Origin of the sequence: Bacillus sp. GbtcB14, from assembly GCF_019091205.1 — a bacterium.
Classification (GTDB): Bacteria; Bacillota; Bacilli; order Bacillales; family Bacillaceae_G; genus Bacillus_A; species Bacillus_A cereus_AG.
Genome location: NZ_JAGXJT010000001.1, coordinates 479,805 through 504,956, shown reverse-complemented (window position 1 = coordinate 504,956; position 25,152 = coordinate 479,805). Strand labels below are relative to the sequence as shown.

The following is a 25,152-nucleotide window of genomic DNA, read 5'->3' as shown; positions in this document are numbered from 1 at the left end:
GCTTTTTATTTTACATTACTTCGCTACTTCTTCAATAATTGCAACAACTAATTCTGCTGTTTTTGCTAATTCTTCAACAGGAATCTTTTCGTTTGTTGTATGAATTTCTTCATAACCAACCGCTAAGTTAACTGTCGGAATACCGTGTCCTGCAATTACGTTTGCATCACTTCCGCCACCACTTTGGTGAAGAGAAGGTGTACGACCAATGTTTTCAGCTGCACGTTTTGCAACTTCTACAACGTGATCGCCATCAGCAAATTTAAATCCTGGATACATAACGTTTACTTCAACGTCTGCTTGACCGCCCATTTCTTTTGCAGTTGTTTCAAATGCTTCTTTCATTTTCGCAACTTGTACTTCCATTTTCTCATTGATTAAAGAACGCGCTTCTGCAAAGATTTGTACATGATCGCAAACGATATTTGTTTGTGTACCACCTTCAAAACGTCCAATATTTGCAGTTGTTTCAGAATCAATACGACCAAGTGGCATCTTCGCAATTGCCTTCGCTGCGATAGTAATTGCAGATACACCTTTTTCTGGTGCTACACCAGCGTGAGCTGTTTTCCCACGAATAATTGCATTCACTTTCGCTTGTGTTGGAGCTGCAACAACAATTTCACCAACTTTTCCATCGCTATCTAATGCATAACCGTATTTCGCTGTAATGCGCTCACGATCTAATGCTTTTGCACCAACAAGACCAGATTCTTCTCCAACTGTAATAATAAATTCAATTTTACCATGAGGGATGTTTTTCTCTTTTAAAACACGAATTGCTTCAAACATTGATGCTAATCCTGCTTTATCATCCGCACCTAAAATCGTAGTACCATCTGACACGATATATCCATCTTTAATAGAAGGCTTAATTCCATTACCAGGAACTACTGTATCCATATGAGAAGTAAAGTAAATTGTATCAACACCATCTTTTGTTGCTGGTAATGTACAAATTAAATTACCTGCACCATGCCCAGTAACAGCCATTGTGTCATCTTCAAATACTTCTACACCTAAATCTGTAAATTTCTTTGTTAATACTTTGCAAATTTCTGCTTCAAATTTCGTTTCAGAATCTACTTGTACTAATTCCATAAATTCATTTACTAAACGTTCTTGATTAATCATAAGACTGCGCCTCCTGCACTACCATTATGTATGTAACACTATTAATTATAACAGAATTTCGCAAAAGTTTCGAAATACAAGACAAAAAACAGACGGTTTATATGTCTAGATAACCATCTGCTTTCTATTACTCATTTAACAATACCCAGCGCATATGATCTTCCCATACTCCATTTACCATTAACATCTTCCTAGACACGCCCTCATATTGAAAGCCTATCTTCGTCACTACTTGTATAGATGCTAAATTTCGTGGCATAATCGGTGCTTCTATACGATGTAACTGAAATTCTTCGAAAGTAACTTGAATAGCTTTCCTAAGCGCTTCTGTCGTGTAACCTTTATTCAATTCTGCCTTATCTAATTTATAGCTGAGCACACAAGATTGATAAATACCGCGAACGATTAGATTAAATGAGATACACCCAATAATTTTTGTATCATCACCCTTTTTAAAAATCCAAAGTCTGATGATTTTACCCTCTGCAAACTCTTTTCTATCCTTTTGTAACTTTTTCTTCTGATAATCTAACGTAAAAAAATCATCCGGTCTATACTCTTCCCAAGCTTTTAAAAATTCACGATTTCTGTCGTAATATTGAAGAACTTTTTCAGCATACGACTCATCAATTTCCCTTAAATGTAAACGATTTGTTTCATATATTTTCATCATCGTATCTCCATTCTTCAGCTTGCATAACAAAAAACTTATACTCTATCATTATTATATATTCTCTACATACATACAAATTTCCTGTTATACTTTACACACACTTCTCGAATTTTGTCACTTCTCTCCCCTTGTCCACAATATCATTTCTCGTTACAATGATATTGTACTGATTTGCAAGGAGGTTTAACGATGCATAAAAAAGCTCAAAAAGTTATGGTTTATGTAATGCTAATTTCTATGCTTGTAACAACATTACTTGCTGGCGCAAGTATGTTTTGGTAAAAAGGACGATGCTTTCGTCCTTTTTTTACTTTTTATACATAACAAAATAAACCATCTCGATATCGAGATGGTTTATTTTATATAAAGCACAATCGCTACAATACTAAAGGAAAATGACATTACAAGTGCTGTAATAAAACTTGTATATTGTTTCTGCTGAAATGCTCCAATAACAAAAGTAAGATTGAGTAATGCCATACATATAATTGCTACAAGATAAGAGCATATATTAAAAGTTGCCAATATGAATGTAATAACAAATAGAAATCCCATAAAAAATTGCATATACGAAATTTTTGGATTCAAGTACATATGAGCAACCCCTTTATCTAATTTTTCCCCCGATTGGTGCGGGCTGATAATCAGCGGGTAAAAAACCTCTCACTGATTAAAGTTTCACTTTATCTTTCTATACTCTCATTAACTCATGGTTATGTACACATGTCAAGACAACTTATTACAATAGAAAAAGCCAACCTTTTCGTTGGCTTTTTCATATGCAATGGCTCCTTTTTGTTTTGCCAATTGCTGAAATGATTTTTTCGACTTCACAATCCATACTTTCGTTCCAATTGGAATGCGATCAAATAAATACTCCACATCATTTTTCTTCATTCTTATACATCCTTGTGAAATATACTTTCCAATTGAACTAGGTTGGTTTGTTCCATGTATTCCATATTTACTCCCATCAGTTCCTCTTGCATTAAATCCAATCCACCTTGACCCAAGTGGATTTTTCGGTGATCCACCTGGAATATCCTTCGCAATATAATACGGATCCTTCGCTTTCATTACAACATCAAAAGTTCCCTCTGGAGTTAATTCATTTGTTTTCCCTGTCGCTACTGGAAAAACCTTTTGAATCTTTCCATCGTCAATATAAGCTAGTTTATTCGTCGCTTTATTTACAATAATGAAAGGATCTCCGGCACGTGGATTATCACCAAGAGGCCAAATAGGTGATAAAGAAAGACATAATATGAAAGAGAGAAGATACGGCATAAATAATTCCTACCTTCTATATAAGTTCTTTTATATTATCCTTTCCCTTAAAACGGCTTTTAATGAGTAAATATTGTTCCATTTCATACACAAGTTGTACAAGCTTCGCACGTATCTCAAATTCCTCACGTGTAACTGGCAATGGCATATCTCTAAATAATTCTCTCATTTCTTGCAGCTGTCTTAAGGAAATAACCCCAGTACTCTCAGGGCTAATAGCATTCCCAATGTTTTCAACCACATCCGCAATCATATCAGCTTGTTCATATGTCCATGATAATGAAGCTGCTAATGGTATCATCCGCTCTAAAATTTCGAATTGTTGCATGCGCATATTGAAATAACGATAGTAATAGCCATCTTCTCGCATAAATGCATTCTCAAGTTTCTTAAACGATAAATCCCTTGCTTCATTTAGCATATTTTCAGTTTCAATAAGTTCTGCCCCGCTCCAGCTACTTTCTCTGTTTCGTAAATACACCACCATTTCAAACAAAATTGTTTTAAAATTACTTTCTATTGTATCCTGATACTCTTTTAGCTTATTTTCACTACTTGGCATATACATATTCACTAATAAAGCCACGCTAATTCCTATCGTTAATATCGCAATTTCATTCCCAACAATAAGCCATGTAATTTGTTTCAATGAATATAGATGCATCACAATAACTGAACTCGTGACAATACCTTCTTGAATTTTAAGCATAACTGCAGTCGGAATAAATGTAAGTAATAATATACTAATTGCAAGTGGTGTATATCCCATTGTTTCAAAAATACAAAACGCGAATACCATTGATAATACACAAGCTAAAAAACGATGTAACGACACTTGAAGTGATTTACGTTTCGTATTTTGTACACATAATATAACTAAAATGCCCGCTGAACTATAAAATTCTAATCCTAATAACTGCGCAATAAAAACTGCTGCGCCTGTCCCTATTGCTGTTTTTACTGTACGGTATCCAATTTTGAACATAGCACTGCTCCTATATGTATAAACGTATTTACAGTTAGTATAAAAAAAGGATGACACAATATCATCCTTTTCTACTTATTATTCACGCAACCTTTACATATTACAATATTTTTTGTAAAAATTGTTGCGCACGTTCACTTTTCGGTGCTACAAAAAATTCTGCTGGCGCACTATCTTCTACAAGCTTTCCACCATCTAAAAAGAGAACACGATCTGCTACTTCTTTTGCAAATCCCATTTCATGTGTAACAATCACCATTGTCATTCCTGTCGTAACTAATGATTTCATAACTTCTAACACTTCTTTTACCATCTCTGGATCTAGTGCTGATGTTGGTTCATCAAATAACATAACTTCTGGTTCCATCGCTAACGCTCTCGCAATTGCTACACGTTGCTTTTGTCCTCCCGAAAGACGATTGGGATACGTATCTTTTTTATCTAATAAACCGACCTTTTCTAAAAGTTTCTCGGCTTTTTTGTCAGCTTCTTGTTTCGTTACTCCTTTTACATTGATAGGAGCATACGTAATATTTTCTAATACTGTCATATGAGGAAATAGGTGAAAATGCTGAAATACCATTCCGACATTTTCACGAACGTGCATAATATTCGTTTTCGGATTCGTTACTTCTTCCGTTCCAATCCAAATGTGACCATTTGTCGGTGCTTCTAGCACATTCATACAACGTAAAAATGTTGATTTCCCTGATCCAGACGGTCCAATAATTGCTACTACTTCCCCTTTTTCAATCGTTGTTGTAATCCCTTTTAATACTTCGTTTTTTCCAAATGATTTATGAAGGTTTTCAATTTTAATCACTTTTCTTCATTCTCCCTTCAATTGCCTTCCCGACTAATGTAAGAATAATGACTAGCATATAATAAATGAGTCCAACAAAAAGTAATGGTTCTAGATATTTAAACGTCTCACCGCCTACAATGTAAGCACGGCGCATTAAATCGGTCGCTCCTATTACTGTTACTACAGCCGATTCTTTCGTAAGTGTCGCAAACTCGTTCACAAGCGCTGGTAATATATTTTTTAATGCTTGAGGGAAAATAATATTTCGCATCATTTTCCCGTAAGGAATCCCTAAAGCCATCGCTGCTTCTGTTTGTCCTTTATCAACCGCTTGAATGCCGGCACGAATTACCTCTGACATATATGCACCTGAATTTAAGCTAAATGCTAATACAGCTGCTACGAATGCTGGTATTTCATAACCAATTATTTGCGGGACACCGAAATAAATAATCATTAATTGCAATACAAGTGGTGTACCACGGAAAATTGATGTATAAAAATCTGCCGCTATATTTAATGCTCGTATTCTAGCAATTTTGCAAAGCGCTAATAACGTTCCTAAAATAAACCCAACTAACGCTGATACTGCTACAATTTTCAAAGTAACTTCTAGACCTTTTAGTATATATGGTATCGAAGGCGTAATCGCCGAAAAATCTAAGTTCATTCTTTTCATTCCCCTCAGAGAAAAGTGAAAGGCAGCTTATTTTTCGCTGCCAAACCATTTCTTCACTAATTTATCCATTTCTCCATTTTCTTGCATTTTTTTAATTACTTTATTAAATTCAGCTGTTTTATCACTGTTTTTCGGAAGGGCAATCGCTGCTCCTACTTCTTCTGGTGCTTCTTGAATTTCAATTCCTTGTAATTCTTTCATTTTTTCTAAATAATTTTTAGCAACGGTGTCTTCTATAATTGCAGCGTCAAAACGACCAGCTTTAATTTCTTGTACGATTTCTGGTATACGGTCACGTCCCTCAACTTTGAAATCTACTTGTTTTTTAAATTCTGCTGCTTTCTCTTCTTGAATAGATCCTGTTTGTACCCCTACTTTTTTCCCTTTTAAATCCTCTACAGATTGAATGTTAGAATCCTTTTTAGAAACAACCATGTTTTTCGCAACAAAATAAATATCTGTGAAATCAACATTATTTTTACGCTCTGCAGTCGGCGTCATACCTGCCATTACGAAATCAACTTTTCCTGAGCTAAGAGATGCTAATAAACCACCAAAATCCATATCTTTCACTTTCACTTCATAACCAAGTTCTTTTCCGATATATTTAGCAACATCAACATCAAAGCCGATAATTTCATCACTTTTTGAAGCTTCCACGTATTCATATGGTTTATAATCTGCTGAAGTCCCCATAACCAGTACTTTTTTATTTTTTTCACTAGCCTTTTCTTCCCCATTACTACAAGCGCTGAACATACTTACAATTAAAATAAGTGCAAACGATATTGATAATAACTTCTTCATCTTTCTTCCCCCTAATAATGTATATTTAAAAGTTTAATAGAATATTTATTCGATGTTTGTATTGTATCAGCACTTTTATTTTTATGCAATATATAAAATAAAAATAAATAAAATAACAATATTAACACCGTTTATCATGTATAAAATGATGCATAAAACAACATAACTATGCATGTCCCATAAATTTTAATATTAAATAAAAAGGCGGTACATCCACTTCATCGTGGACGTACCGCCTTTTCGCTTATATTTATAGTTCTTCACAATTCTCTTCGAAATAAGATTGTAGTTTTGCAATAACTTGCATTGGTTCATGACCTTCAATTTCATGACGTTCTACCATCGTTACAATTTTTCCATCTTTTAATAAAGCGAATGATGGAGAAGAAGGTGGATACCCTTCGAAATATTCACGAGCTCTTGCTGTTGCTTCCTTATCTTGACCTGCAAACACCGTTACAAGATGGTTAGGACGTTTATCATAATGTACGGAATGCGCAGCAGCAGGACGAGCAATACCACCTGCACAACCACATACAGAGTTTACCATTACAAGTGTTGTTCCATTTCTTTTAAACGCTTCTTCTACTGCTTCCGGCGTCGTCAATTCTGTATATCCAGCAGAGACAATCTCTTCACGCGCTTGGCGGACAACATCATTCATAAAAAAGTTAAAATTAATCAATCTTTTCCCTCCTCTAAAACTACCTATTTGTATCTTACCAGTTAATGTTTATGAAATACAAGTAAGTTTACTTGTATTTAGGCATAGAAAAGGTGTTAGAGCAGGGCTCTAACACCTTTTCTTAATGACCACGATGTTTTTGCTTCGCTTTTTGTACTTTAATTAAACGTCTTCTTTGTTTTTCAGCTTCTCGCTTCTCCTTAGATTGCACTTTCTTTTCTTGTTTATGCAGTTCATAAGATAAGCTAATTGCCTCTTGCGCCTTAGTAAAACGGTTTACATTTACTTCTTTTGCTACTTGTCGTATGATACGCTTTATATTTTTGGGACGCGTTTTTTCTTTCACTTCCACGCCACATTTTGCAAAATGCTGAAAATAAGCTAACATTGGACCATTCACAAATATAAGTATCTCTTCGTCTGATGGCTCCGTTCCAAAAATATACCTTGCTCCATACAATTTCCCTTTTTCTTTACATGTAATGATTCCAACAAAAAATTGGCCATCGTGATATACTGTCAACTCCATTGACAGCCCCTCCTTTAAAAAAATTAGAAATACGGGACATCCCGGAGGGGAAGGTTACTGACATGAAATCATGCGTCTGGACTACCAACCAGAACTGTGTTTTTGTATTTCTTTCACTATTATTATATATTTTTTTCCATAATTTTCATATATTCAACAATCATTTTTTTATGCGATCCTACAATATAGTCAGGTAGTTCCGTTACTTGAAAAAATTTAAGCTGAACCGCTTCTTCTTTGTTCATAACAAAATCTCCATCGTATTCATCCGTATAATAAGCGGTCGTTACAGATTGAAATTCATCACCGTTTGCTAATTTTGTAAAATAGTTCGCTCCAGAAAATACATTGATTAATCGCAGGTTCTTCACTTCTATTCCCGTCTCTTCGTATACTTCACGGCAAGCTGTTTCTTCTGGTGATTCACCAAGCTCCATGAGCCCCCCAGGCAGCCCCCATTTTCCGTAAGGCTCTGTTCTTTGTTGTAATAATACATATCCATGTTCATTTATAACGAGTACAACAGCACCAACTAAAATTAAAGGGCGATGACCAACTATTTTCCGTAATTCTTCTACATATCCCATCGTATCCCTCCTTTTTCGTTGTCCACACTATTGTATCATATGTACGAAACGACAAAATGCGTATATTTTTCATTTTTTTAACAAAATATTTATTTTATGAGCTTCATCTACTGTAGCTAACATAATGGATTCGACTTCTGCACTCTTCTCTAGAACTGCTCTCGCCCACTCTTCTGTTTTTCCTACTAAAGCTAGAACATCTTGCTGAATGCTCCCATCCTTTACTAATACAAAAGAAACTGGAGATTTTTTTCCCGCTACTTTCAGATCAAGCCGCGAAACAGCTTCATATTCTGGATACTGAAATATCGAAACAACGCCATTCGCTTCCCACAATGCTAATTTGATCGTTTGAATATCACTCACATTTCGCATACGAAGTTCCGAAAATAAATATTCCACCGTAATTCTCGCTTTTTTCAAATTGCTAAAATCAATGGAACCATTATGTATAAGAATAATAGGTGCTGGCTCTAAAAAGCGTCTCCATCTATCCCATTTCAACATTAAGACTGAGCTTATAATGTGAAGTACAACGAGTATGAACGTTGTAATCATCGAGCCGAGTAATCCCACTTTTTCATCAGATAATGCGTTAGAAATATTCCCGCCAAGCAATAACACTAATACGACATCTAAAAAACGAAGTTGTGCGATGGACCTTTGCCCCATCGCTTTCGCAACTAATATTAAAAATATGTATGCTATGATAGCCCTAATAACCCATTCACTATTAGAAAGATGCCGTGCTCCTTCAAAAATATGCATATGCATCATTTTGCACTCCTTACATCCCAAACTGCTAGTCTGTTTTAGTTTGCAACGTTTATGAGTATATATGTAAAAAAGCTGGTTCGTATTTGCACGAACCAGCTTTTTTTACTTAACAGAAAACATATACTTTTTATACGTTTTCCGTACCGATAATATGAGCCCCATCATAATCATATTCGAGAATAAGGAACTTCCCCCGTATGATAAGAAAGGTAATGCGATCCCTTTTACAGGCATTAATCCAACAATCATACCGATGTTTTGGAATATTTGAACCGTTAATATCCCAATTGATCCAGCACATAATAATGTACCGAATAAATTATCAGCAGAATAACCGATAATAATTGTTCTATATAGTAGTAATAGGAACAAGAATACAACTAATGCTGCTACGATAAATCCACCTTCTTCGGCAATTGTAGCAAAAATAAAGTCAGTATGCTTCTCAGGGATATAGACGTTCCCTTCGCCAAATCCTTTCCCTTCCATACCGCCACTACCTACTGCTAAAATCGATTGCTGTGTTTGATAACCTTGATCTGTATGTTCAAATGGATCTAGCCAACCTAAAATACGTGATTGTTGGTGAGGTTTTAGTAAAGTAACTAAATTATTAAAGAAGAAATCCTCATACCTTACGTAAATAAATATTAACGCAGATACTATGGTCACCGGAATAATTGTACATAACGCTATCAATTTCTTCTGAATACCTGACATAAATAAAATACATGCAATTGCAGCAGCATATAAGAACACCATACCTGTATCCGGTTGGCTATATACAACAGCCGTAGGAGGAATAGCTACTAACATTACCTTTCCTATTAATATTAGGTCTGTTTTAAATGTTCGAACCATATACTGTGCATTATGCTTTACTGCTAAATTTGCTACTAACATAACCAGTGCAATTTTGAAAAACTCCGACGGTTGAATAGATCCAATTACCGGAAACCTAAACCATCTTTTCGCCCCAAGTATTTCAGGTGTAAAGTTTGAAACTGGTAATATCTTCAACAAAATAATCGAAGCAAATGTAGCAATATACAATGGCCAAGATAGTTTTTGTAGCTGATCTGAATCAACACTTGCAACAAGAAGTAACATTACAATCCCAATTATGTAGTTAACACCTTGTTTCAGAGCAAAATTCTCAGCCCCATATTGCCCGGTTTGCTGACTGCTATATATAGCAGTTATACTTGTAACACATAATGCTAACAAAATTAATATTAATTTTACATCTAAACTTTTTAGAAACTCGGTACTTCTTTTCATGACATCCTCCTGAAACATTGTTACAGCAAAATAAAAAACCAGGAGTCAACATTCTTCATGTTTTGACGACTGATTACACATTATCTATAAAACACTTATATAGAATAACTCTCTTTTTCATACAATACAATATATTATACTACAGTTTCGTCAGTAAGATTTGCCAAAAAAATTATTCTTTTCTTATTTTATATCCATATACCATATATCAGCAATGTATTTTCATAAATTCCTAATACATTCTCTTTCATTGTAAGATTACTGGGGAAGATATTATACATATAGTAGGATGTAGATGAAGAAATAAGATGATAAAAAGCTCGCGTAAGCGAGCTTTTTATTAATATACAGATGTATTATTTTCTGACGTATTTTCTAAAATTTCTTTTACACGTCCTAAGAACTTACCACAAATTAAGCCATCTAGTACACGGTGATCAAGTGATAAACATAAGTTAACCATGTCGCGAGCACCGAACATACCATTATCCATAATTACTGGGCGTTTTACAATTGATTCAACTTGTAAAATAGCCGCTTGTGGATAATTAATAATACCCATAGATTGAACAGAACCAAATGATCCTGTGTTATTAATTGTAAATGTTCCACCTTGCATTTCGTCCGCTTTTAACGATTTCGTACGTACTTTTCCTGCAAGCTCTGTAATTTCACGAGCGATACCTTTAATCGTCTTCTCATCCGCGTGTTTAATTACTGGTACAAATAGTTCGTCCTCTGTTGCAACAGCGATAGAAAGGTTAATATCTTTCTTCTGAACGATCTTATCGCCAGCCCACATTGAATTGATTTGAGGATACTCTTTTAACGCTTGCGCTACTGCTTTTACGAAGAAAGCAAAGAACGTTAAATTAAAGCCTTCGCGCTTTTTGAAATCACCTTTAATTGAATTACGGTATGACACAAGGTTTGTCACATCTACTTCAATCATCATCCAAGCATGTGGCGCTTCGTGTTTACTACGTAACATGTTCGCTGCAATTGCTTTACGCACACCTGTTACTGGAATTTCGATATCGCCAGGCATTGTTGGTACAGAAACTGGTTTTGCAGCTTCTACTTTTTGTGCTACTGGCGCTGCTTTTGGTGCTTCTGGACGCGCTTCTACTACTGCTGCTACCGCTTCCTCTTTCTTCGCACCTGCTTGCGGAATATTTCCAGATTCCACTAGCTTTAAAATATCTTTACGAGTGATACGGCCATTTGCTCCCGTACCTTCTACTAAATCTAAATCAACATTATGCTCACCTGCAAGTTTTAAAACAGCTGGTGAAAAACGTGGTTTTCCATCAGTTGGTTGTTTTGCTTTCGGTGCTTTTTCAGGCGTAGCTACTTCTGCCTTTGGTTCTTCTTTTGTTTTTTCCTCAACAGCTGTCGCTGCTACTTCGTCTGCGCCTTCTACTTGAATAACACAAACTACTTCACCTACAGCTAACGTCTCACCTTCACCAGCGATTAATTCTTTCACAATACCGGTGAAAGAAGATGGTACTTCAGCATTTACTTTATCAGTCATTACTTCTGCAAGCGGATCATACTTGTTTACGTGATCGCCAACATTAACGAGCCATTTACTAATTGTACCCTCTGTAACGCTCTCCCCGAGCTGAGGCATTGTGATATTTTCTACAGCCATGTATAGTCCCCCCGATTAAAATTCCGCAAGTTCACGCATTGCTTTTTCAACTTTATCTGGATTTACCATAAAGAATTTTTCCATTGTTGGTGCATATGGCATTGCTGGAACGTCTGGACCTGCAAGACGTGCGATTGGCGCATCTAAATCAAACAGACAGTTTTCAGCAATAATTGCTGCCACTTCACTTATAATACTTCCTTCTTTATTGTCTTCTGTTACGAGAAGAACTTTACCTGTTTTAGAAGCTGCTTCAATGATTGCTTCTTTATCTAGTGGATATACAGTACGTAAATCAAGAACATGTGCAGAGATGCCATCTTGCGCTAACTTTTCAGCTGCTTGAAGAGCAAAGTGAACACATAATCCGTACGTGATAACAGTAATATCATCACCTTCGCGTTTTACATCTGCTTTTCCGATTGGTAATACGTAATCATCCTCTGGCACTTCACCCTTAATTAAGCGATATGCACGCTTATGCTCAAAGAATAATACTGGATCTTCATCACGAATTGCTGCTTTTAATAAGCCTTTTGCATCATATGGTGTAGAAGGAATAACAATTTTTAAACCTGGTTGGTTTGCAAACATCGCTTCCACAGATTGTGAATGATACAATGCACCGTGGACACCCCCACCAAATGGCGCACGAATTGTAACTGGACAAGTCCAATCGTTATTAGAACGATAACGAATTTTTGCTGCCTCAGAAACAATTTGGTTTACTGCTGGCATGATGAAATCAGCAAACTGCATTTCAGCGATTGGACGCATACCATACATTGCCGCACCAATTGCTACCCCAGCAATCGCAGATTCTGCAAGCGGTGCATCAAGCGCACGATCTTCGCCAAATTGATCATACAAACCGTGTGTCGCTTTAAATACGCCACCTTTTTTACCAACATCTTCACCTAAAACGAATACTTTCTCATCGCGTTCCATTTCTTCGCGCATTGCTAATGTAATAGCATCAATATAAGACATTACAGCCATGAAACGTTCCCCCCTATTCTGCGTATACGTGCTTCAATGCATCTTCAGGTGCTGCATACGGAGCATTTTCTGCATATTCTGTTGCTTCATTTACGATATGCATAATTTCGTCTAACATTTGTTTTTCAGATTCCTCAGTTAACACACCAGCTTCTTTTAAATAAGCAGCAAATGTTATAATTGAATCTTTTTTCTTTGCTTCTTCTACTTCTTCTTTATCACGATAAACACGATCATCGTCGTCACTAGAATGTGCTGTTAAACGATATGATACTGTTTCAATTAAAGTTGGGCCTTCACCACGACGGCCGCGGTCTGCAGCTTCTTTTACAGCTTTATATACTGCAAGTGGATCATTTCCGTCTATTGTATATCCAGGCATACCGTAACCAATTGCACGATCTGATACATTTTTACATGCTAATTGTTTTTCAACTGGAATAGAGATTGCGTATTTATTATTTTCACACATGAAAATAACAGGTAGTTTGTGTACGCCAGCAAAGTTTGCACCCTCATGGAAATCACCTTGGTTAGAAGAACCTTCCCCGAATGTAACAAACGTTACTAAATCTTTCTTTTCCATTTTCCCAGCTAATGCAATACCAACTGCATGTGGTACTTGCGTTGTTACTGGAGATGATCCTGTCACAATACGGTTTTTCTTTTGACCGAAGTGACCAGGCATTTGACGACCACCAGAGTTTGGATCTCCAGCTTTCGCGAAAGCAGACAACATAAGTTCTTTTGCTGTCATACCAAACGCTAGTACAACACCCATATCACGGTAGTATGGTAATGCATAATCTTTCTCTCTATCAAGAGCGAATGCTGCTCCAACTTGCGCCGCCTCTTGTCCTTGACAAGAAATTACGAATGGAATTTTACCAGCGCGGTTTAATAACCACATACGTTCGTCGATTTTACGTGCAAGTAACATCGTACGGAACATTTCTAATACTTGCTCATCACTTAAGCCAAGCTCTTCATGGCGCTTTTCTTTTACTTCTGCCATTTTTCATAACCTCCTAAATCCACATTTTTATGCGTGTAACGCTTTTCCATCTACAGCTAATGCTGCTTCACCAATCGCCTCAGATAATGATGGATGCGGATGAATTGTATGTGCTACTTCCCACGGTGTTGCATCAAGTACTCTTGCAAGACCAGCTTCAGAAATCATATCTGTTACATGTGGTCCAATCATGTGAACACCAAGAATGTCATTTGTTTCTTCATCAACTACAAGTTTTACGAAGCCATCTGATTCGCCGTATACAAGTGCTTTTCCGATCGCACGGAATGAGAACTTACCTACTTTTAACTTATAGCCTTTTTCTTTCGCTTCTTGTTCTGTTAAACCGACAGAAGCAACTTCCGGACTGCTATATACGCATTTTGATACCATAGAATAATCAATTGGTGTAACTTCTTTACCCGCAATATGTTCTACTGCAACAATTCCTTCATGAGAAGCAACGTGAGCAAGTTGTAAGCCACCGATTACATCTCCAATTGCGTAAATATGAGATTCTTTCGTTTGATAAAACTCATTTGTTTGAATGTATCCTTTTTCCACAACGATATCCGTATTCTCTAAACCAATATTTTGCGTATTGGCTTGTCTTCCTACAGATACAAGCATTTTTTCTGCTTTAAATTCTTTATTCTCACCGTTATGTTCAGCTTGAATTGTTACTCCATTATCTTTTACCAATGTTTCTGGTAATACTTTTGCACCCGTTACGACTTTAATACCTTTTTTCTTGAATAGACGTTGCATTTCTTTTGAAACGTCCTGATCTTCTAGTGGTAGTATCGTTTTCGCATACTCTAATACTGTAACTTCTACACCGAAGTCAGCAAGCATAGATGCCCACTCAATACCGATTACACCGCCACCAACGATAATAATCGAGCTAGGAAGCGTTTCCATTTTCAGAGCATGATCGGAAGACATTACATACTCTCCGTCTAATTCTAAACCTGGTAATGAATTCGGACGAGAACCTGTTGCAACAAGTACATTTTTTGGAATTAACATTTCATTCTCTTCTCCACTTGCAAGTTCAACTGAAATTGTACCTGGCATCGGAGAGAAAATAGATGGGCCAAGAATACGGCCAATACCTTCAAACACATCAATTTTACCTTGTTTCATTAAGTGTTGAACACCTTTATGAAGTTGCGTTACAATCTTCTCTTTACGCTCTTGCACTTTTGCAAAGTTTAGTTCTACATTACTTGCAATAACCCCAAACTCTTCACTTTTTTTAGCAGTTGCGTATACTTCCGCACTACGTAAAAGGGCTTTACTAGGAATACATCCTTTGTGTAAACAAGTACCACCAAGATTTTCTTTTTCAACAAGTGCAGTTTTTAAACCTAGTTGTGATGCGCGAATAGCAGCAACATATCCACCAGTACCGCCGCCAACGATGACTAAATCATATTCTCTTGCCATTATCTCAACCCCTAGCTACTGTTTGTTTTTCTCTTACAACATACTCTTTCGCCGCTTCTTCTTCACGTAATACACGAAGTGCTCCTTCTGCTAACGCTTCTAACTCATCTTCCCCTGGATGTACGATAACATCTGCAATCCAGTCCACTCGTTCTTTTATTTCATCAACAAGAATTTTACTGTACGCAAGTCCACCAGTTAATACGATTGCATCGATTTTCCCGTGAAGCACAGCGCTAGCTCCGCCAATTTCTTTTGCAACTTGATATGCCATTGCTTTATAAATAAGAGTTGCTTCAGGATCACCTTTTTCAACCATTTGCTCTACTTTAATTGCATCATTTGTACCGATTAGACTTACAAGTCCACCTTGTCCGACAAGCTGTTTCACCATTTCGTCTCGGTAATACTCACCAGAGAAACACATTTCAACTAGCTGTCCTACTGGTACTGTACCAGCACGCTCTGGGCTGAATGGTCCTTCTCCGTTTAAGCCATTATTTACATCGATAACTTTTCCTTTTTTATGAGCACCAACTGTAATACCGCCGCCCATATGTGTAACTAATAAATTTAAATCCTCGTATTTGTGATTTAATTGGTCAGCTACTTTACGAGCAACTGCTTTTTGATTTAATGCATGGAAGATACTTTTGCGTTCCATGCCAGCAATACCGCTTATACGAGCAATCGGCTCCATTTCATCTACAACGACAGGATCCACAATGAATGCAGGAATATTTAATCCCGAAGCAATTTCATAAGCTAAAATGCCTCCGAGATTTGAAGCGTGATGACCACTAAACCCATTTTTCAAATCTTCTAACATTGCATCGTTTACTGTATACGTACCGCCTTCGATTGGACGAAGTAATCCACCACGCCCACAAACAGCGTTTAATTTTGAAATGTTAATACCATGAGAATGTAGAACTTCTAAAATCGTTTCTTTACGAAACTCATATTGGTCGATAATTCGCTTATATTTTCCAATCTGTTCTACGTCATGACGAATCGTTTCTTCTAGAACAGGTCTTTCATTATCAAAAACACCAATTTTTGTGGATGTACTACCTGGGTTAATAACAAGAATTCGATTTACAGACAATGTTGCTACCTCCACTAATAAATTTAAAAGGAAGTGGAGACCTCATAAGAGGTAACCACACCTTTTGTAAAAGTTATATATGAATGATTAGCGACGGCTAATAATATCGTGACCGTTGCGTAAGTATGTGCTACGAGAGTTTTTCAAGCTTGCAATGCGCTCTTCAGCTAGACGATCTGCTGCTACATAAGTTGCTATGCCATCACGTTTTGAAATTTCGATTACTTTTGCAATTGTGTCATAAATAGACTCAACACGTTTTAGTGCACGTTCTCTATTGTATCCATATAACTCGTCTGCTACGTTAATTACACCACCAGCATTAATAACATAGTCTGGTGCGTATACAATACCCATTTCATGAATCATGTCGCCGTGACGATCTTCTTTTAATTGGTTATTTGCAGAACCTGCGATTACTTTTGCTTTAAGTTGTGGAATAGTTTCGTCATTAACTGTTGCGCCTAATGCACATGGTGCGTAAATATCACATTCAACACCGTAAATTTCATTTGGCTCAACTGCTGATGCACCGAATTCTTCTACCGCGCGTTGTACAGCTTCTTTATTAATGTCTGTAACGATTAATTTTGCTCCTTCTGCATGTAAATGTTTGCATAGGTGATATGCTACGTTACCAACGCCTTGAACAGCAATTACTTTTCCTTCTAAATTATCAGTACCGAAAGCCTCTTTCGCAGCTGCTTTCATACCACGGTACACACCGTATGCAGTTACTGGAGATGGGTTACCAGAAGAACCGAATGATGGTGAAATACCTGTTACAAAGTCAGTTTCTTCATGGATAATATCCATATCATCTACTGTTGTACCAACATCTTCAGCTGTAATGTAACGTCCGTTTAGTCCTTGAATGTAGCGTCCTAATGCACGGAACATCGCTTCGCTCTTATCTTTACGTGGATCACCGATAATTACTGTTTTCGCACCACCTAAGTTTAAGCCAGCTGCTGCGTTTTTGTATGTCATCCCTTTTGCAAGACGCAATGCATCTTCAATCGCCGCTTCTTCAGAATCATATGTCCACATTCTTGTTCCACCAAGAGCCGGTCCAAGTGTTGTATCATGAATTGCAATGATTGCTTTTAAACCAGATTCTTTATCTTGACAAAATACTACTTGCTCATAATCATATTTTTCTAAGTATTCGAAGATTTCTAATGTCATTGTCGTTTCCCCCTAGTGTTTTACCCTATTTGGTTTATTTTGAAGCAGTCGCAACTGCCAATGCTAATGAATATACTTTTGTTTCTGCTGAATCAGCACGAGATGTTAAAACAATCGGTGCTTTTGCGCCAGCAATCATTGCTCCTACTTTTGCATCCGCAAAGTATACGAGTGATTTATATAGCACATTTCCAGCTTCAATCGTTGGGACGAGTAAAATGTCTGCCTTACCTGCTACATCACTTACTATGCCTTTATGTTCTGCTGCAATTTGTGATACTGCATTATCTAAAGCAAGTGGTCCATCAACGACACAATTTTTAATTTGTCCGCGGCGATTCATTTGAGTTAACATCGCTGCATCAATTGTCGCTTGCATCGCAGGATTCACAACCTCTACCGCTGCAATTGGTGCTACCTTTGGCAAATCTATTCCTATTGCCTGGGCAACTTCTACAGTATTCTGTATAATAGCAGCTTTTTGTGTTACATCAGGTGCAATGTTCATCGCTGCATCTGTAACAAAAATCAGACGATCGTAATTTGGAACTTCAAATGCTGCAACGTGTGAAAGTACGCTACCTTTACGAAGTCCCCACTCTTTATTTAATACAGCTTTCAAAATATTTGCTGTTGGGATGTTCCCCTTCATAAGCACATCTGCTTCGCCATTTCTTACAGCTTTAACAGAAAGTTCTGCAGCCTCAGCACTTGACTGTACTGCAATCAATTCAATATGTTCTGAAGTTTGTAAACCATGTTCTTGTAACATCCCCATTATTTTTTCTTGATTTCCATATAGACGAAATTGAGCTAGCTGTAATTTAATTGCTTTCGCTACAGCTTCAATTACTTCATGATCTTCAGCTACTGCTACAGCCACAGTTTTTTTAGGCTGTCCTGCTGCTTGATCAATTAAGTGTTCTAACTTCATATTTTGTAATCAACCCTTTCCGTCGTCCCTCGTCTATTTATAAAGCAAATACCGTGCCAACTTTTAAAAGTGGTCTTACCAATAATGAAAACGCATTCAAAATGCAGTAAAATCAATACTTTGGAAAATAACAAAACATTCTGTCTTTATTTGTCGTATTTTGTATACCATGCAATAAATTGCACGGTACGCAATTTATTGCATGCTATTTTTTGCACAGTCATACTTTTCTAGCTTGTAATATAAATTTCGAACTGAAATTCCTAATGCTCTTGCGGTTTTTGTTTTATTTCCATCAAATCTCTCTAAATATTCATGAATGATATTCCCTTCAAACTCTGTCACTAAATGTTCAAGTGGCTTTTCTTCTAATTCCGGTAATAAGTTATTTTGTTTTAACTCCGTCTGCTCTTCTTTATGTAAAGGTGGTAAATGATGTACATCAATATATATTTCGTTATAATTCATAAAGATAATAGCTCGTCCTAAAATATTCTCAAGTTCCCTTACATTTCCTGGCCATTCATATGATTGTAAATATGAAACCGCTGAATCAGTAAGCCCTTCTACATTTCGACCATAATCTTGGTTAATTTTTTGAATTAACCTTTCTGCAATCGATGGTATGTCCCCCTTACGTTGACGAAGAGACGGGATTTGAATTGGAATTTTATTTAATCGATAATATAAATCCTCTCTAAACTCTCCTTCTAGAATGCCCTTTTCTAAATTCACATGTGTCGCTGCAATTACCCGGACATTGATAGGTATCGCTTTCGTTCCACCAACTTTTACAATTTCTTTTTCTTGCAACACGCGAAGGAGTTTCGCTTGCGTATTTGCAGACAATTCTCCTATTTCATCTAAAAAGATACTACCGTTATTCGCTTCCTCAAAAAAACCTCGTTTTCCGCCTCTTTTTGCTCCTGAGAATGCACCTTCCTCATAACCGAATAATTCACTTTCTAATAAAGTCTCGGAAATAGCAGCGCAGTTTACACGAACGAATTTATTATATTTCCGATTACTTCCATTATGAATTGCATGCGCAAACAATTCTTTACCCGTTCCAGATTCTCCGCGTAGTAATACTGTTGCTGGTGTATTCGCCCCAAGTTTCGCCTGCTCAATAGCAGCCGTTGTTTCATCTGAATTTCCGACAATGTCATCAAATGAATATTTCGCTTCTAACGTTCGAATAATTTGCCTTGCCCTATTCAATTCATTTGTTAACTTTTGAATTTCTGATACATCACGAATTACACCAACGCTTCCTTTCAATATCCCATCCACTATAACTGGCGCTACGTTAACAATTACATCACGCTTCTTTTGTCCAATCTTCATATGTATTCCGCGTACCGCCCTACGCGTTCGAAGTACTTTCATATGCATACTTTCACCTTCTACAATATCGGTTGTAGCCGGTTTCCCAATAATGTCCTCTTCTGTTAAACCTGTTAATTTCGTATACGCAGGGTTAATTACTAACCCTCTTCCTTTTTCATCCACGACCGAAATTGCTTCCTCAGACGAGTTGATAATCGCCTCAAGTAACGTTTGAATCTCCTTTAAATCCGTAACTTCTTCCGCAAGATCTACAACTTCTGTTATATCTTTAAAAATCGCAAATGCCCCTTGTACCTCTCCTCCCTCTTTTAATATCGGAATACGGGTTGTAATAATTTTCTTTTCATTCTCTAATGTCAGTTCATAATTTACTTCTATTTGTTTCGTACGTATAATACGAAGCAACTTACTAGTCGGAATAACTTCTAAAATATATTTCCCTATCGCATCTTCTTTTTTATACCCGATAATACGCTCTGCACTTTTATTAAATAGGCGAACTTGTCCCTCTCGATCGATTACAATCATACCGTCATGCGTAGAATTTAAAATTAAATCTCCTTGCTGCGTCTGTTCTTCTAACTTTCCAATTAAATCTTCCTTCTCATGTGCTAATCTCGTAACAATTTTCGCAATATCACCTGGTATAAGCAGCGTATCTTTATGCTTCTTCTTTAATAAATCTTTATGTAAATCAGCGTCACCTGTCATATCAAACATTACATCAATATGCAGAGAAAGAAACGGTGTTACACTCTCTCCTATCGTAACCCCGTATTCCTTAGCCATTTGTAATCCTTTTGCTATCGGATTTATATCAATAATCCCTATAATTTGAAATATATTCGAACTTTGTAACAGATTCAGCAGTGTACTGCCACCTTCACCTGCACCAACAATTAAAACTTTTTGTTTCATATATTACACTTCCTCTCGAAGTATCTCTGCAAAATTTTTCACACCCTTATCTTACTCGTTCAGCCCCCTCTTGACAAACCCCCTTTTCATATAACATCATTAAAATAAACGAAATAATCTGAAAAGGAGAGTTTATATGCAGCGTTACCTTGCTCTATTATTAGCACTCATCCCTATTTCATTAGCTGTGTTTGGCATTAAGTTAATGAGAGATACTGTATTCGGGATTCTATTTCCCCCACTCTCTATACTCTCGTTACAATTTTTAATTGGTGCCCTTTGCTTCGGGCTCGGGTTTTATATCTTTGGCGGCTTCGTCTTACACCGAGACCGCAAACGAAATAAAGTACAAGCTCGCTTTAGAAGATAGGAAAGCCCCACTATTTATAAATAAAAAAATGAGACCGTTACACGCGGTCTCATTTTTTTATTGGCATTAACATTCTTGCCGTTTCAGGGTAATCAGTAATAATCGCCGAAATATTCATATCGAAATATTTACGCATAAGTGTTTCTTCATTAATTGTATAGGGCCGAACCTCTACACCACTCTCCATCGTTAGTTCGGCAACGGCATCTTGAAGATAACGATAATTAGGGTGCACTGCTGTAGCGCCCATTTTTTTCGCATACGCCCACGGACTATGCAAACCTTCGCGATATAAAATCGCTGTTTGAATATCAGGAGCCATCATATGACATCTTTTCATACTGTAGTGATTAAATGAAGAAAATATAACGCGATCTTCTAGATTACATTTCCGTACAAGCGTTATAACTTCTTCTTCCAAACCTCTGTATGGGATTTTATTATTTTTAAGTTCAATATTAAGTAGCAACTCTGTTTTTTCAATCCATTCTAACACCTCTTCCAAAAGAGGTATTTTACAAAATCCTACTTTATCACTGAATGTATAGCTCGCATCTAATTTACATAAATCCTCATATACATAATTTCGAATCGCACCTTTTCCATTTGTTGTCCTATTCACTGTTTCATCATGAATGACGACAACTTTTCCGTCTTTCGTTAATTGAACATCAAGTTCAATTCCATCTGCTCTAAAAGATTCAGCTGCTTCAAATGAAATCATTGTATTTTCTGGGTACGTTCCCGCTGCACCACGATGTGCAAATATAAGAGTCATCCTCACTCCCCCAATCTTATGCTATACTATACGAAAAAGGAGGTACCTCTATGAGACCATTACAAATTTCTCCAGACACTGCAGTCCGCCTATCAAAAGCATTAGGTGTTCCGCTCGAACAACTTATGCATATGCCGCAGCACATTTTAATTCAAAAGTTAGTTGAATTAGAAAAACAAAATAAAGACGAAGAATAATACAGTCCTGTTTTGCAGGGCTTTTTATTATTTTCTATTATATCATGGATGACTCCCCTGCTAAAATCCCTTAACGGATATACTATGATTCCATTTAATCTTTTTTTCAAATATTTATAGTCAATTAAATGAAACCCCCTCTTTTAATAAAAGAGGGGGTTCTTACTACTCGTTTTAATTACTCAAATTATGCATTTTTCTTTTCCTTGTTAAAAATCATAAACAATTTATATAACCCTAAAGAAGCTGGAATATTCATAAATGCAAATGCTTCATAAGTATAATGAGGAGCTGTTTCCCATAGTAATAAGAAAGTAAACACCCCTAACGTACTAATCATCGCAATCCGTATAACTTCCGATTCATTTTCATCTTTCTTTTTATAAAGTATAACAGCCGCCAATACAGCTACATAAACAAATAATTTGATAACATACGAATATACAGTAACGATTTTATAATTCGTTGTACTATAGTTCGATACGTAATTAGTTATCGTGTCGTTCTTCTGCTCAAACCATTCTCCAATACGGTACATGGAGAACTGGCTCGATACCCATTCTCTAGTTATTTTTTCATTTAAATGTCGTACATAACCCATTACGCCAAATTCATTAAAGCGCTGTACTATAACTTTTTTATTATGTTCATCCAAATCCTTTGTATTTTTTATGTTTTCATCATTAATATAATCTGTATCCGCCTGATTCCAAACACCATACGTATCTTTATTCAAACCCATTTGTACCCAATGGGTATATGGAATTTTTTCAATTTCATTATCGGTGCTCAGATTTAACTTTGTCGTTATACCTTTAAAACTTACAATAAGGATTAAACAAAATAAAACACTACTTAATACCTTTACGGAGTACTCCTTACGAAACTTAAAAATATTTTCAATTAAAATTGCTAACGCTACCGCCAATGCCGTCGGTCTTATAATATAAGTACAAGCTGCGAAAACTCCTAATAAAATCCATAAAATAATCTTCATTCTTTTTGTTTCCGCTGTTTTCAAACATAAATATGTATACATCGTTGCTGAAATAAAAAATATTACTAACGTATGCGTATAGAAAACTGGCGCCTGCCAATATATAAAAATGTTTAGCACAGATAACACAATCGATATGTGAGCAGCTTTAAAGTTTGTAATTTTCTTTACAATCAATACATTTAAAATGATACTACCTGTTATGCATACTATTGGTAATATTTTTATTGCTAGATCTACACTTCCTACCAATTTAGCAAAATATCCTCCTAATAATACAATATGTGTATTATATGGATAAAATAGAAGCTGTCCCATTTCTAAAAATTGTTTATCTCCCTTAAACACAGAGACCATTCCTTCTTTAAGGATGGCATAATCTCCTACAACAGGGTTAAATGCTATGGAAGTAATCATTATTTCCATCGTCAAAATGATTATAATGCCTAAAGCAATCATAATATTTGTGTACGTTTTTTTCATTTTATTAATAACCCATTTATAATACATAAAGAAGAGCGCAAATAAAAGCAACGTCGCCACTATAACAGCACCGACTTTTTTGGGAGTATACTCCTCAGTCGGATAAGGAAATTCACCACTCATCAAAATTGTTTTCGGGATAAAAAATTTACTTACTATCATTGAAAATATAGATAAAAACACCGTCATAACAATGATTGGGTAAGCTCGATTCACTATTTTCTTTAAAGTCATTCATCCATTCTCCTATATCTCTAACTTTTCCCAATCAATGATACGTTATAGAGATTATGATGTCAAACCCACGTATTCCCTGTACATACCCTTCTTTTCACTGCATTTTCTGCATAAATTTACATATATCCCCTCAAAACCCTTAAATCGAAGGAAATAAAAAAACTCCCTAAAAGGAAGCTTCTTCATAATCTATAGTTTATCTCACTATTTACAGGCAGTAAGAATCCCGGCACACCATTTGAAGAAGGCGTTAGGTGCGGAATGGGAGCCCCTACTAATTAAAGGTTCATTTTATTGCACATGTGGCGCATCTCCTGAATCGTATAGTTCTTTCGCTTTTTCCTCCCCGAATGTAGTTAAAATATAATGTTGCTCTTCTACCGCATCCATCGCTCTAGTGGCTTTACAAGCGCTACCTTCTTGGGCATCCGAGAAATAATTATGATCTTCTACAATTTGACTAAAATCTTTTTTCGCCCATCTATCAGCAATCTCTAAAAGCTCATTTTTTTCGCAAAGCCACTCTTATTTATGATTTTTTAATTTTCCAGCATTTTTTGAATCATTGGAATGGGTTCTGATTTTCGTTCTGCCACTACTTTTTGATGAGTCATGTGATGCATCACTGTAATGACTTCGCTTTCAGTAGAATTTTCAGTAACATACACATCAACAAAGACTCCATCTACCTCTCTACCTACTATCATTGGATCTTCTTTTTTATCTATTTGAGCATTCACTTCTTTATCTACTGGATTATCGGCAAGTTCTAACATTCCAAATGTAACTGCAACAGCAAGAACTCCCATAGCTGCTACTATTCCTAGCCAAGTTAATATTTTATTTTACATTCCCCTTCTCCCTATCTATACCTATTTAATTATCTTATAAAAAAACTCACTTATATGTAATATTACTAAAAACAGGATTTATCTTCCATGATATCAAATGATCTCTTTTTCTCAACAAAATAAAAAGACCAACGAATTCTAAAATTCATTGGTCATTAAATAAAAAATTCATTGGTTTTACATTTAATATCGAGTATAAATTTAAAGGATGATTAAGCTTTACTAAAACTTAAATCCCTTATTACTTTTACTCTCAGCTAGCCTTATGTTCAAGTCTCAGCTTATCCGCAACCATTGCGATGAATTCGGAATTCGAGGTTTTGCTTTTGACATGGATACTGTATAACCGAATAAGGACGAAATAGAATCAATATTCCCACGACTCCATGCTA

At 36.2% G+C, this 25,152-nt stretch carries 26 protein-coding genes and 2 pseudogenes; 3 read left to right on the top strand and 25 right to left on the bottom strand.

Translation table 11 applies throughout. The features are described from left to right. Positions 1 to 15: 15 nt before the first annotated feature. On the bottom strand, positions 16 to 1,134 hold the full coding sequence (locus tag KVT31_RS02735) for a tripeptidase T (RefSeq protein WP_088097688.1): 1,119 nt from the start codon (positions 1,132 to 1,134) through the stop codon (positions 16 to 18). 127 nt (positions 1,135 to 1,261) lie between these two features. Further along, the gene (locus KVT31_RS02730) at positions 1,262 to 1,807 is read right to left on the bottom strand and encodes a GNAT family N-acetyltransferase (RefSeq protein WP_132131111.1); all 546 of its coding nucleotides are present in this window, start codon (positions 1,805 to 1,807) and stop codon (positions 1,262 to 1,264) included. A 189-nt stretch (positions 1,808 to 1,996) separates the two neighbouring features. On the opposite strand from KVT31_RS02730, the gene prli42 reads away from it, so the two are divergent. Further along, on the top strand, positions 1,997 to 2,089 hold the full coding sequence (gene prli42, locus KVT31_RS02725; protein ID WP_000549040.1) for a stressosome-associated protein Prli42: 93 nt from the start codon (positions 1,997 to 1,999) through the stop codon (positions 2,087 to 2,089). Between the two features lie 72 nt (positions 2,090 to 2,161). On the opposite strand, the gene KVT31_RS02720 is transcribed toward prli42, so the two are convergent. The 19 genes from KVT31_RS02720 to KVT31_RS02630 all read right to left on the bottom strand — a co-directional run bounded on the left by KVT31_RS02720 (position 2,162) and on the right by KVT31_RS02630 (position 20,847). Next, positions 2,162 to 2,401 carry a DUF3894 domain-containing protein gene (locus tag KVT31_RS02720; RefSeq protein ID WP_088097689.1) on the bottom strand — a complete coding sequence of 80 codons (240 nt, stop codon included), beginning with the start codon at positions 2,399 to 2,401 and terminating at the stop codon, positions 2,162 to 2,164. A 132-nt stretch (positions 2,402 to 2,533) separates the two neighbouring features. Further along, complete coding sequence (locus KVT31_RS02715; protein ID WP_001146549.1) at positions 2,534 to 3,094, bottom strand: L,D-transpeptidase; 561 nt, start codon at positions 3,092 to 3,094, stop codon at positions 2,534 to 2,536. Positions 3,095 to 3,110: 16 nt separating this feature from the next. Then, positions 3,111 to 4,079: an aromatic acid exporter family protein gene (locus tag KVT31_RS02710; protein WP_088097690.1), complete on the bottom strand. Its 969-nt coding sequence runs from the start codon at positions 4,077 to 4,079 to the stop codon at positions 3,111 to 3,113. Positions 4,080 to 4,179: 100 nt separating this feature from the next. Next, the gene (locus KVT31_RS02705) at positions 4,180 to 4,902 is read right to left on the bottom strand and encodes an amino acid ABC transporter ATP-binding protein (RefSeq protein WP_000590214.1); all 723 of its coding nucleotides are present in this window, start codon (positions 4,900 to 4,902) and stop codon (positions 4,180 to 4,182) included. Next, the gene (locus KVT31_RS02700; RefSeq protein WP_001046922.1) at positions 4,895 to 5,554 is read right to left on the bottom strand and encodes an amino acid ABC transporter permease; all 660 of its coding nucleotides are present in this window, start codon (positions 5,552 to 5,554) and stop codon (positions 4,895 to 4,897) included. Before KVT31_RS02700 ends, KVT31_RS02705 begins: the two co-directional genes overlap by 8 nt. Before the next feature lie 36 nt (positions 5,555 to 5,590). Next, positions 5,591 to 6,370 (bottom strand): transporter substrate-binding domain-containing protein, encoded by a 780-nt coding sequence (locus KVT31_RS02695; protein ID WP_088097691.1) that lies wholly within the window; start codon positions 6,368 to 6,370, stop codon positions 5,591 to 5,593. Between the two features lie 250 nt (positions 6,371 to 6,620). Continuing rightward, positions 6,621 to 7,034, bottom strand: coding sequence for a BrxA/BrxB family bacilliredoxin (locus KVT31_RS02690; protein WP_001979317.1), 414 nt, complete (start codon positions 7,032 to 7,034; stop codon positions 6,621 to 6,623). A 142-nt stretch (positions 7,035 to 7,176) separates the two neighbouring features. Continuing rightward, a complete protein-coding gene (locus KVT31_RS02685) occupies positions 7,177 to 7,584 on the bottom strand; it encodes a YjdF family protein (RefSeq protein ID WP_088097692.1) in 408 nt (135 codons plus the stop codon). A gap of 122 nt (positions 7,585 to 7,706) precedes the next feature. After that, positions 7,707 to 8,171, bottom strand: coding sequence for an NUDIX hydrolase (locus tag KVT31_RS02680; RefSeq protein WP_088097693.1), 465 nt, complete (start codon positions 8,169 to 8,171; stop codon positions 7,707 to 7,709). A gap of 69 nt (positions 8,172 to 8,240) precedes the next feature. After that, on the bottom strand, positions 8,241 to 8,945 hold the full coding sequence (locus KVT31_RS02675; RefSeq protein ID WP_088097694.1) for a DUF421 domain-containing protein: 705 nt from the start codon (positions 8,943 to 8,945) through the stop codon (positions 8,241 to 8,243). Between the two features lie 105 nt (positions 8,946 to 9,050). Continuing rightward, entirely contained in the window at positions 9,051 to 10,229 is a 1,179-nt protein-coding gene (locus KVT31_RS02670; protein ID WP_002143095.1) for an FtsW/RodA/SpoVE family cell cycle protein, read from the bottom strand. Positions 10,230 to 10,569: 340 nt separating this feature from the next. Continuing rightward, positions 10,570 to 11,886 (bottom strand): dihydrolipoamide acetyltransferase family protein, encoded by a 1,317-nt coding sequence (locus tag KVT31_RS02665; protein WP_000257676.1) that lies wholly within the window; start codon positions 11,884 to 11,886, stop codon positions 10,570 to 10,572. Positions 11,887 to 11,901: 15 nt separating this feature from the next. After that, positions 11,902 to 12,885, bottom strand: coding sequence for a 3-methyl-2-oxobutanoate dehydrogenase subunit beta (gene bfmBAB / locus KVT31_RS02660; protein ID WP_000290073.1), 984 nt, complete (start codon positions 12,883 to 12,885; stop codon positions 11,902 to 11,904). 13 nt (positions 12,886 to 12,898) lie between these two features. Continuing rightward, positions 12,899 to 13,900: a 3-methyl-2-oxobutanoate dehydrogenase subunit alpha gene (bfmBAA, locus tag KVT31_RS02655; protein WP_000852551.1), complete on the bottom strand. Its 1,002-nt coding sequence runs from the start codon at positions 13,898 to 13,900 to the stop codon at positions 12,899 to 12,901. Positions 13,901 to 13,927: 27 nt separating this feature from the next. Further along, the gene (gene lpdA / locus KVT31_RS02650) at positions 13,928 to 15,349 is read right to left on the bottom strand and encodes a dihydrolipoyl dehydrogenase (protein WP_000090438.1); all 1,422 of its coding nucleotides are present in this window, start codon (positions 15,347 to 15,349) and stop codon (positions 13,928 to 13,930) included. Positions 15,350 to 15,353: 4 nt separating this feature from the next. Beyond that, a complete protein-coding gene (buk, locus tag KVT31_RS02645; protein WP_000115778.1) occupies positions 15,354 to 16,457 on the bottom strand; it encodes a butyrate kinase in 1,104 nt (367 codons plus the stop codon). A gap of 87 nt (positions 16,458 to 16,544) precedes the next feature. Beyond that, positions 16,545 to 17,645 carry a leucine dehydrogenase gene (locus KVT31_RS02640; RefSeq protein WP_016086354.1) on the bottom strand — a complete coding sequence of 367 codons (1,101 nt, stop codon included), beginning with the start codon at positions 17,643 to 17,645 and terminating at the stop codon, positions 16,545 to 16,547. 34 nt (positions 17,646 to 17,679) lie between these two features. Further along, on the bottom strand, positions 17,680 to 18,579 hold the full coding sequence (yqiS, locus tag KVT31_RS02635) for a phosphate butyryltransferase (RefSeq protein ID WP_088097695.1): 900 nt from the start codon (positions 18,577 to 18,579) through the stop codon (positions 17,680 to 17,682). Between the two features lie 195 nt (positions 18,580 to 18,774). Next, positions 18,775 to 20,847 carry a sigma-54 interaction domain-containing protein gene (locus KVT31_RS02630; RefSeq protein WP_088097696.1) on the bottom strand — a complete coding sequence of 691 codons (2,073 nt, stop codon included), beginning with the start codon at positions 20,845 to 20,847 and terminating at the stop codon, positions 18,775 to 18,777. Positions 20,848 to 20,983: 136 nt separating this feature from the next. Here KVT31_RS02630 and KVT31_RS02625 point away from each other — a divergent pair, with 136 nt between their 5' ends. After that, positions 20,984 to 21,217: a DUF2627 domain-containing protein gene (locus KVT31_RS02625; RefSeq protein ID WP_016086351.1), complete on the top strand. Its 234-nt coding sequence runs from the start codon at positions 20,984 to 20,986 to the stop codon at positions 21,215 to 21,217. Between the two features lie 49 nt (positions 21,218 to 21,266). On the opposite strand, the gene KVT31_RS02620 is transcribed toward KVT31_RS02625, so the two are convergent. Next, positions 21,267 to 21,995 (bottom strand): glycerophosphodiester phosphodiesterase, encoded by a 729-nt coding sequence (locus KVT31_RS02620; RefSeq protein WP_088097697.1) that lies wholly within the window; start codon positions 21,993 to 21,995, stop codon positions 21,267 to 21,269. A gap of 50 nt (positions 21,996 to 22,045) precedes the next feature. Between KVT31_RS02620 and KVT31_RS02615 the strand changes: the two genes are divergently transcribed. Next, positions 22,046 to 22,192, top strand: coding sequence for a YycC family protein (locus KVT31_RS02615; protein ID WP_001247671.1), 147 nt, complete (start codon positions 22,046 to 22,048; stop codon positions 22,190 to 22,192). A gap of 187 nt (positions 22,193 to 22,379) precedes the next feature. Here KVT31_RS02615 and KVT31_RS02610 read toward each other — a convergent pair whose 3' ends face one another. From KVT31_RS02610 to KVT31_RS02600, 3 genes and pseudogenes are all read right to left on the bottom strand, one after another. Further along, positions 22,380 to 23,906: a glycosyltransferase family protein gene (locus KVT31_RS02610; RefSeq protein WP_088097698.1), complete on the bottom strand. Its 1,527-nt coding sequence runs from the start codon at positions 23,904 to 23,906 to the stop codon at positions 22,380 to 22,382. A gap of 294 nt (positions 23,907 to 24,200) precedes the next feature. Beyond that, positions 24,201 to 24,718 (bottom strand): annotated as a pseudogene (locus KVT31_RS30170) (PRK06770 family protein). A gap of 295 nt (positions 24,719 to 25,013) precedes the next feature. Continuing rightward, a pseudogene (locus tag KVT31_RS02600) lies at positions 25,014 to 25,152 on the bottom strand (sporulation initiation factor Spo0A C-terminal domain-containing protein); the annotation flags it as partial.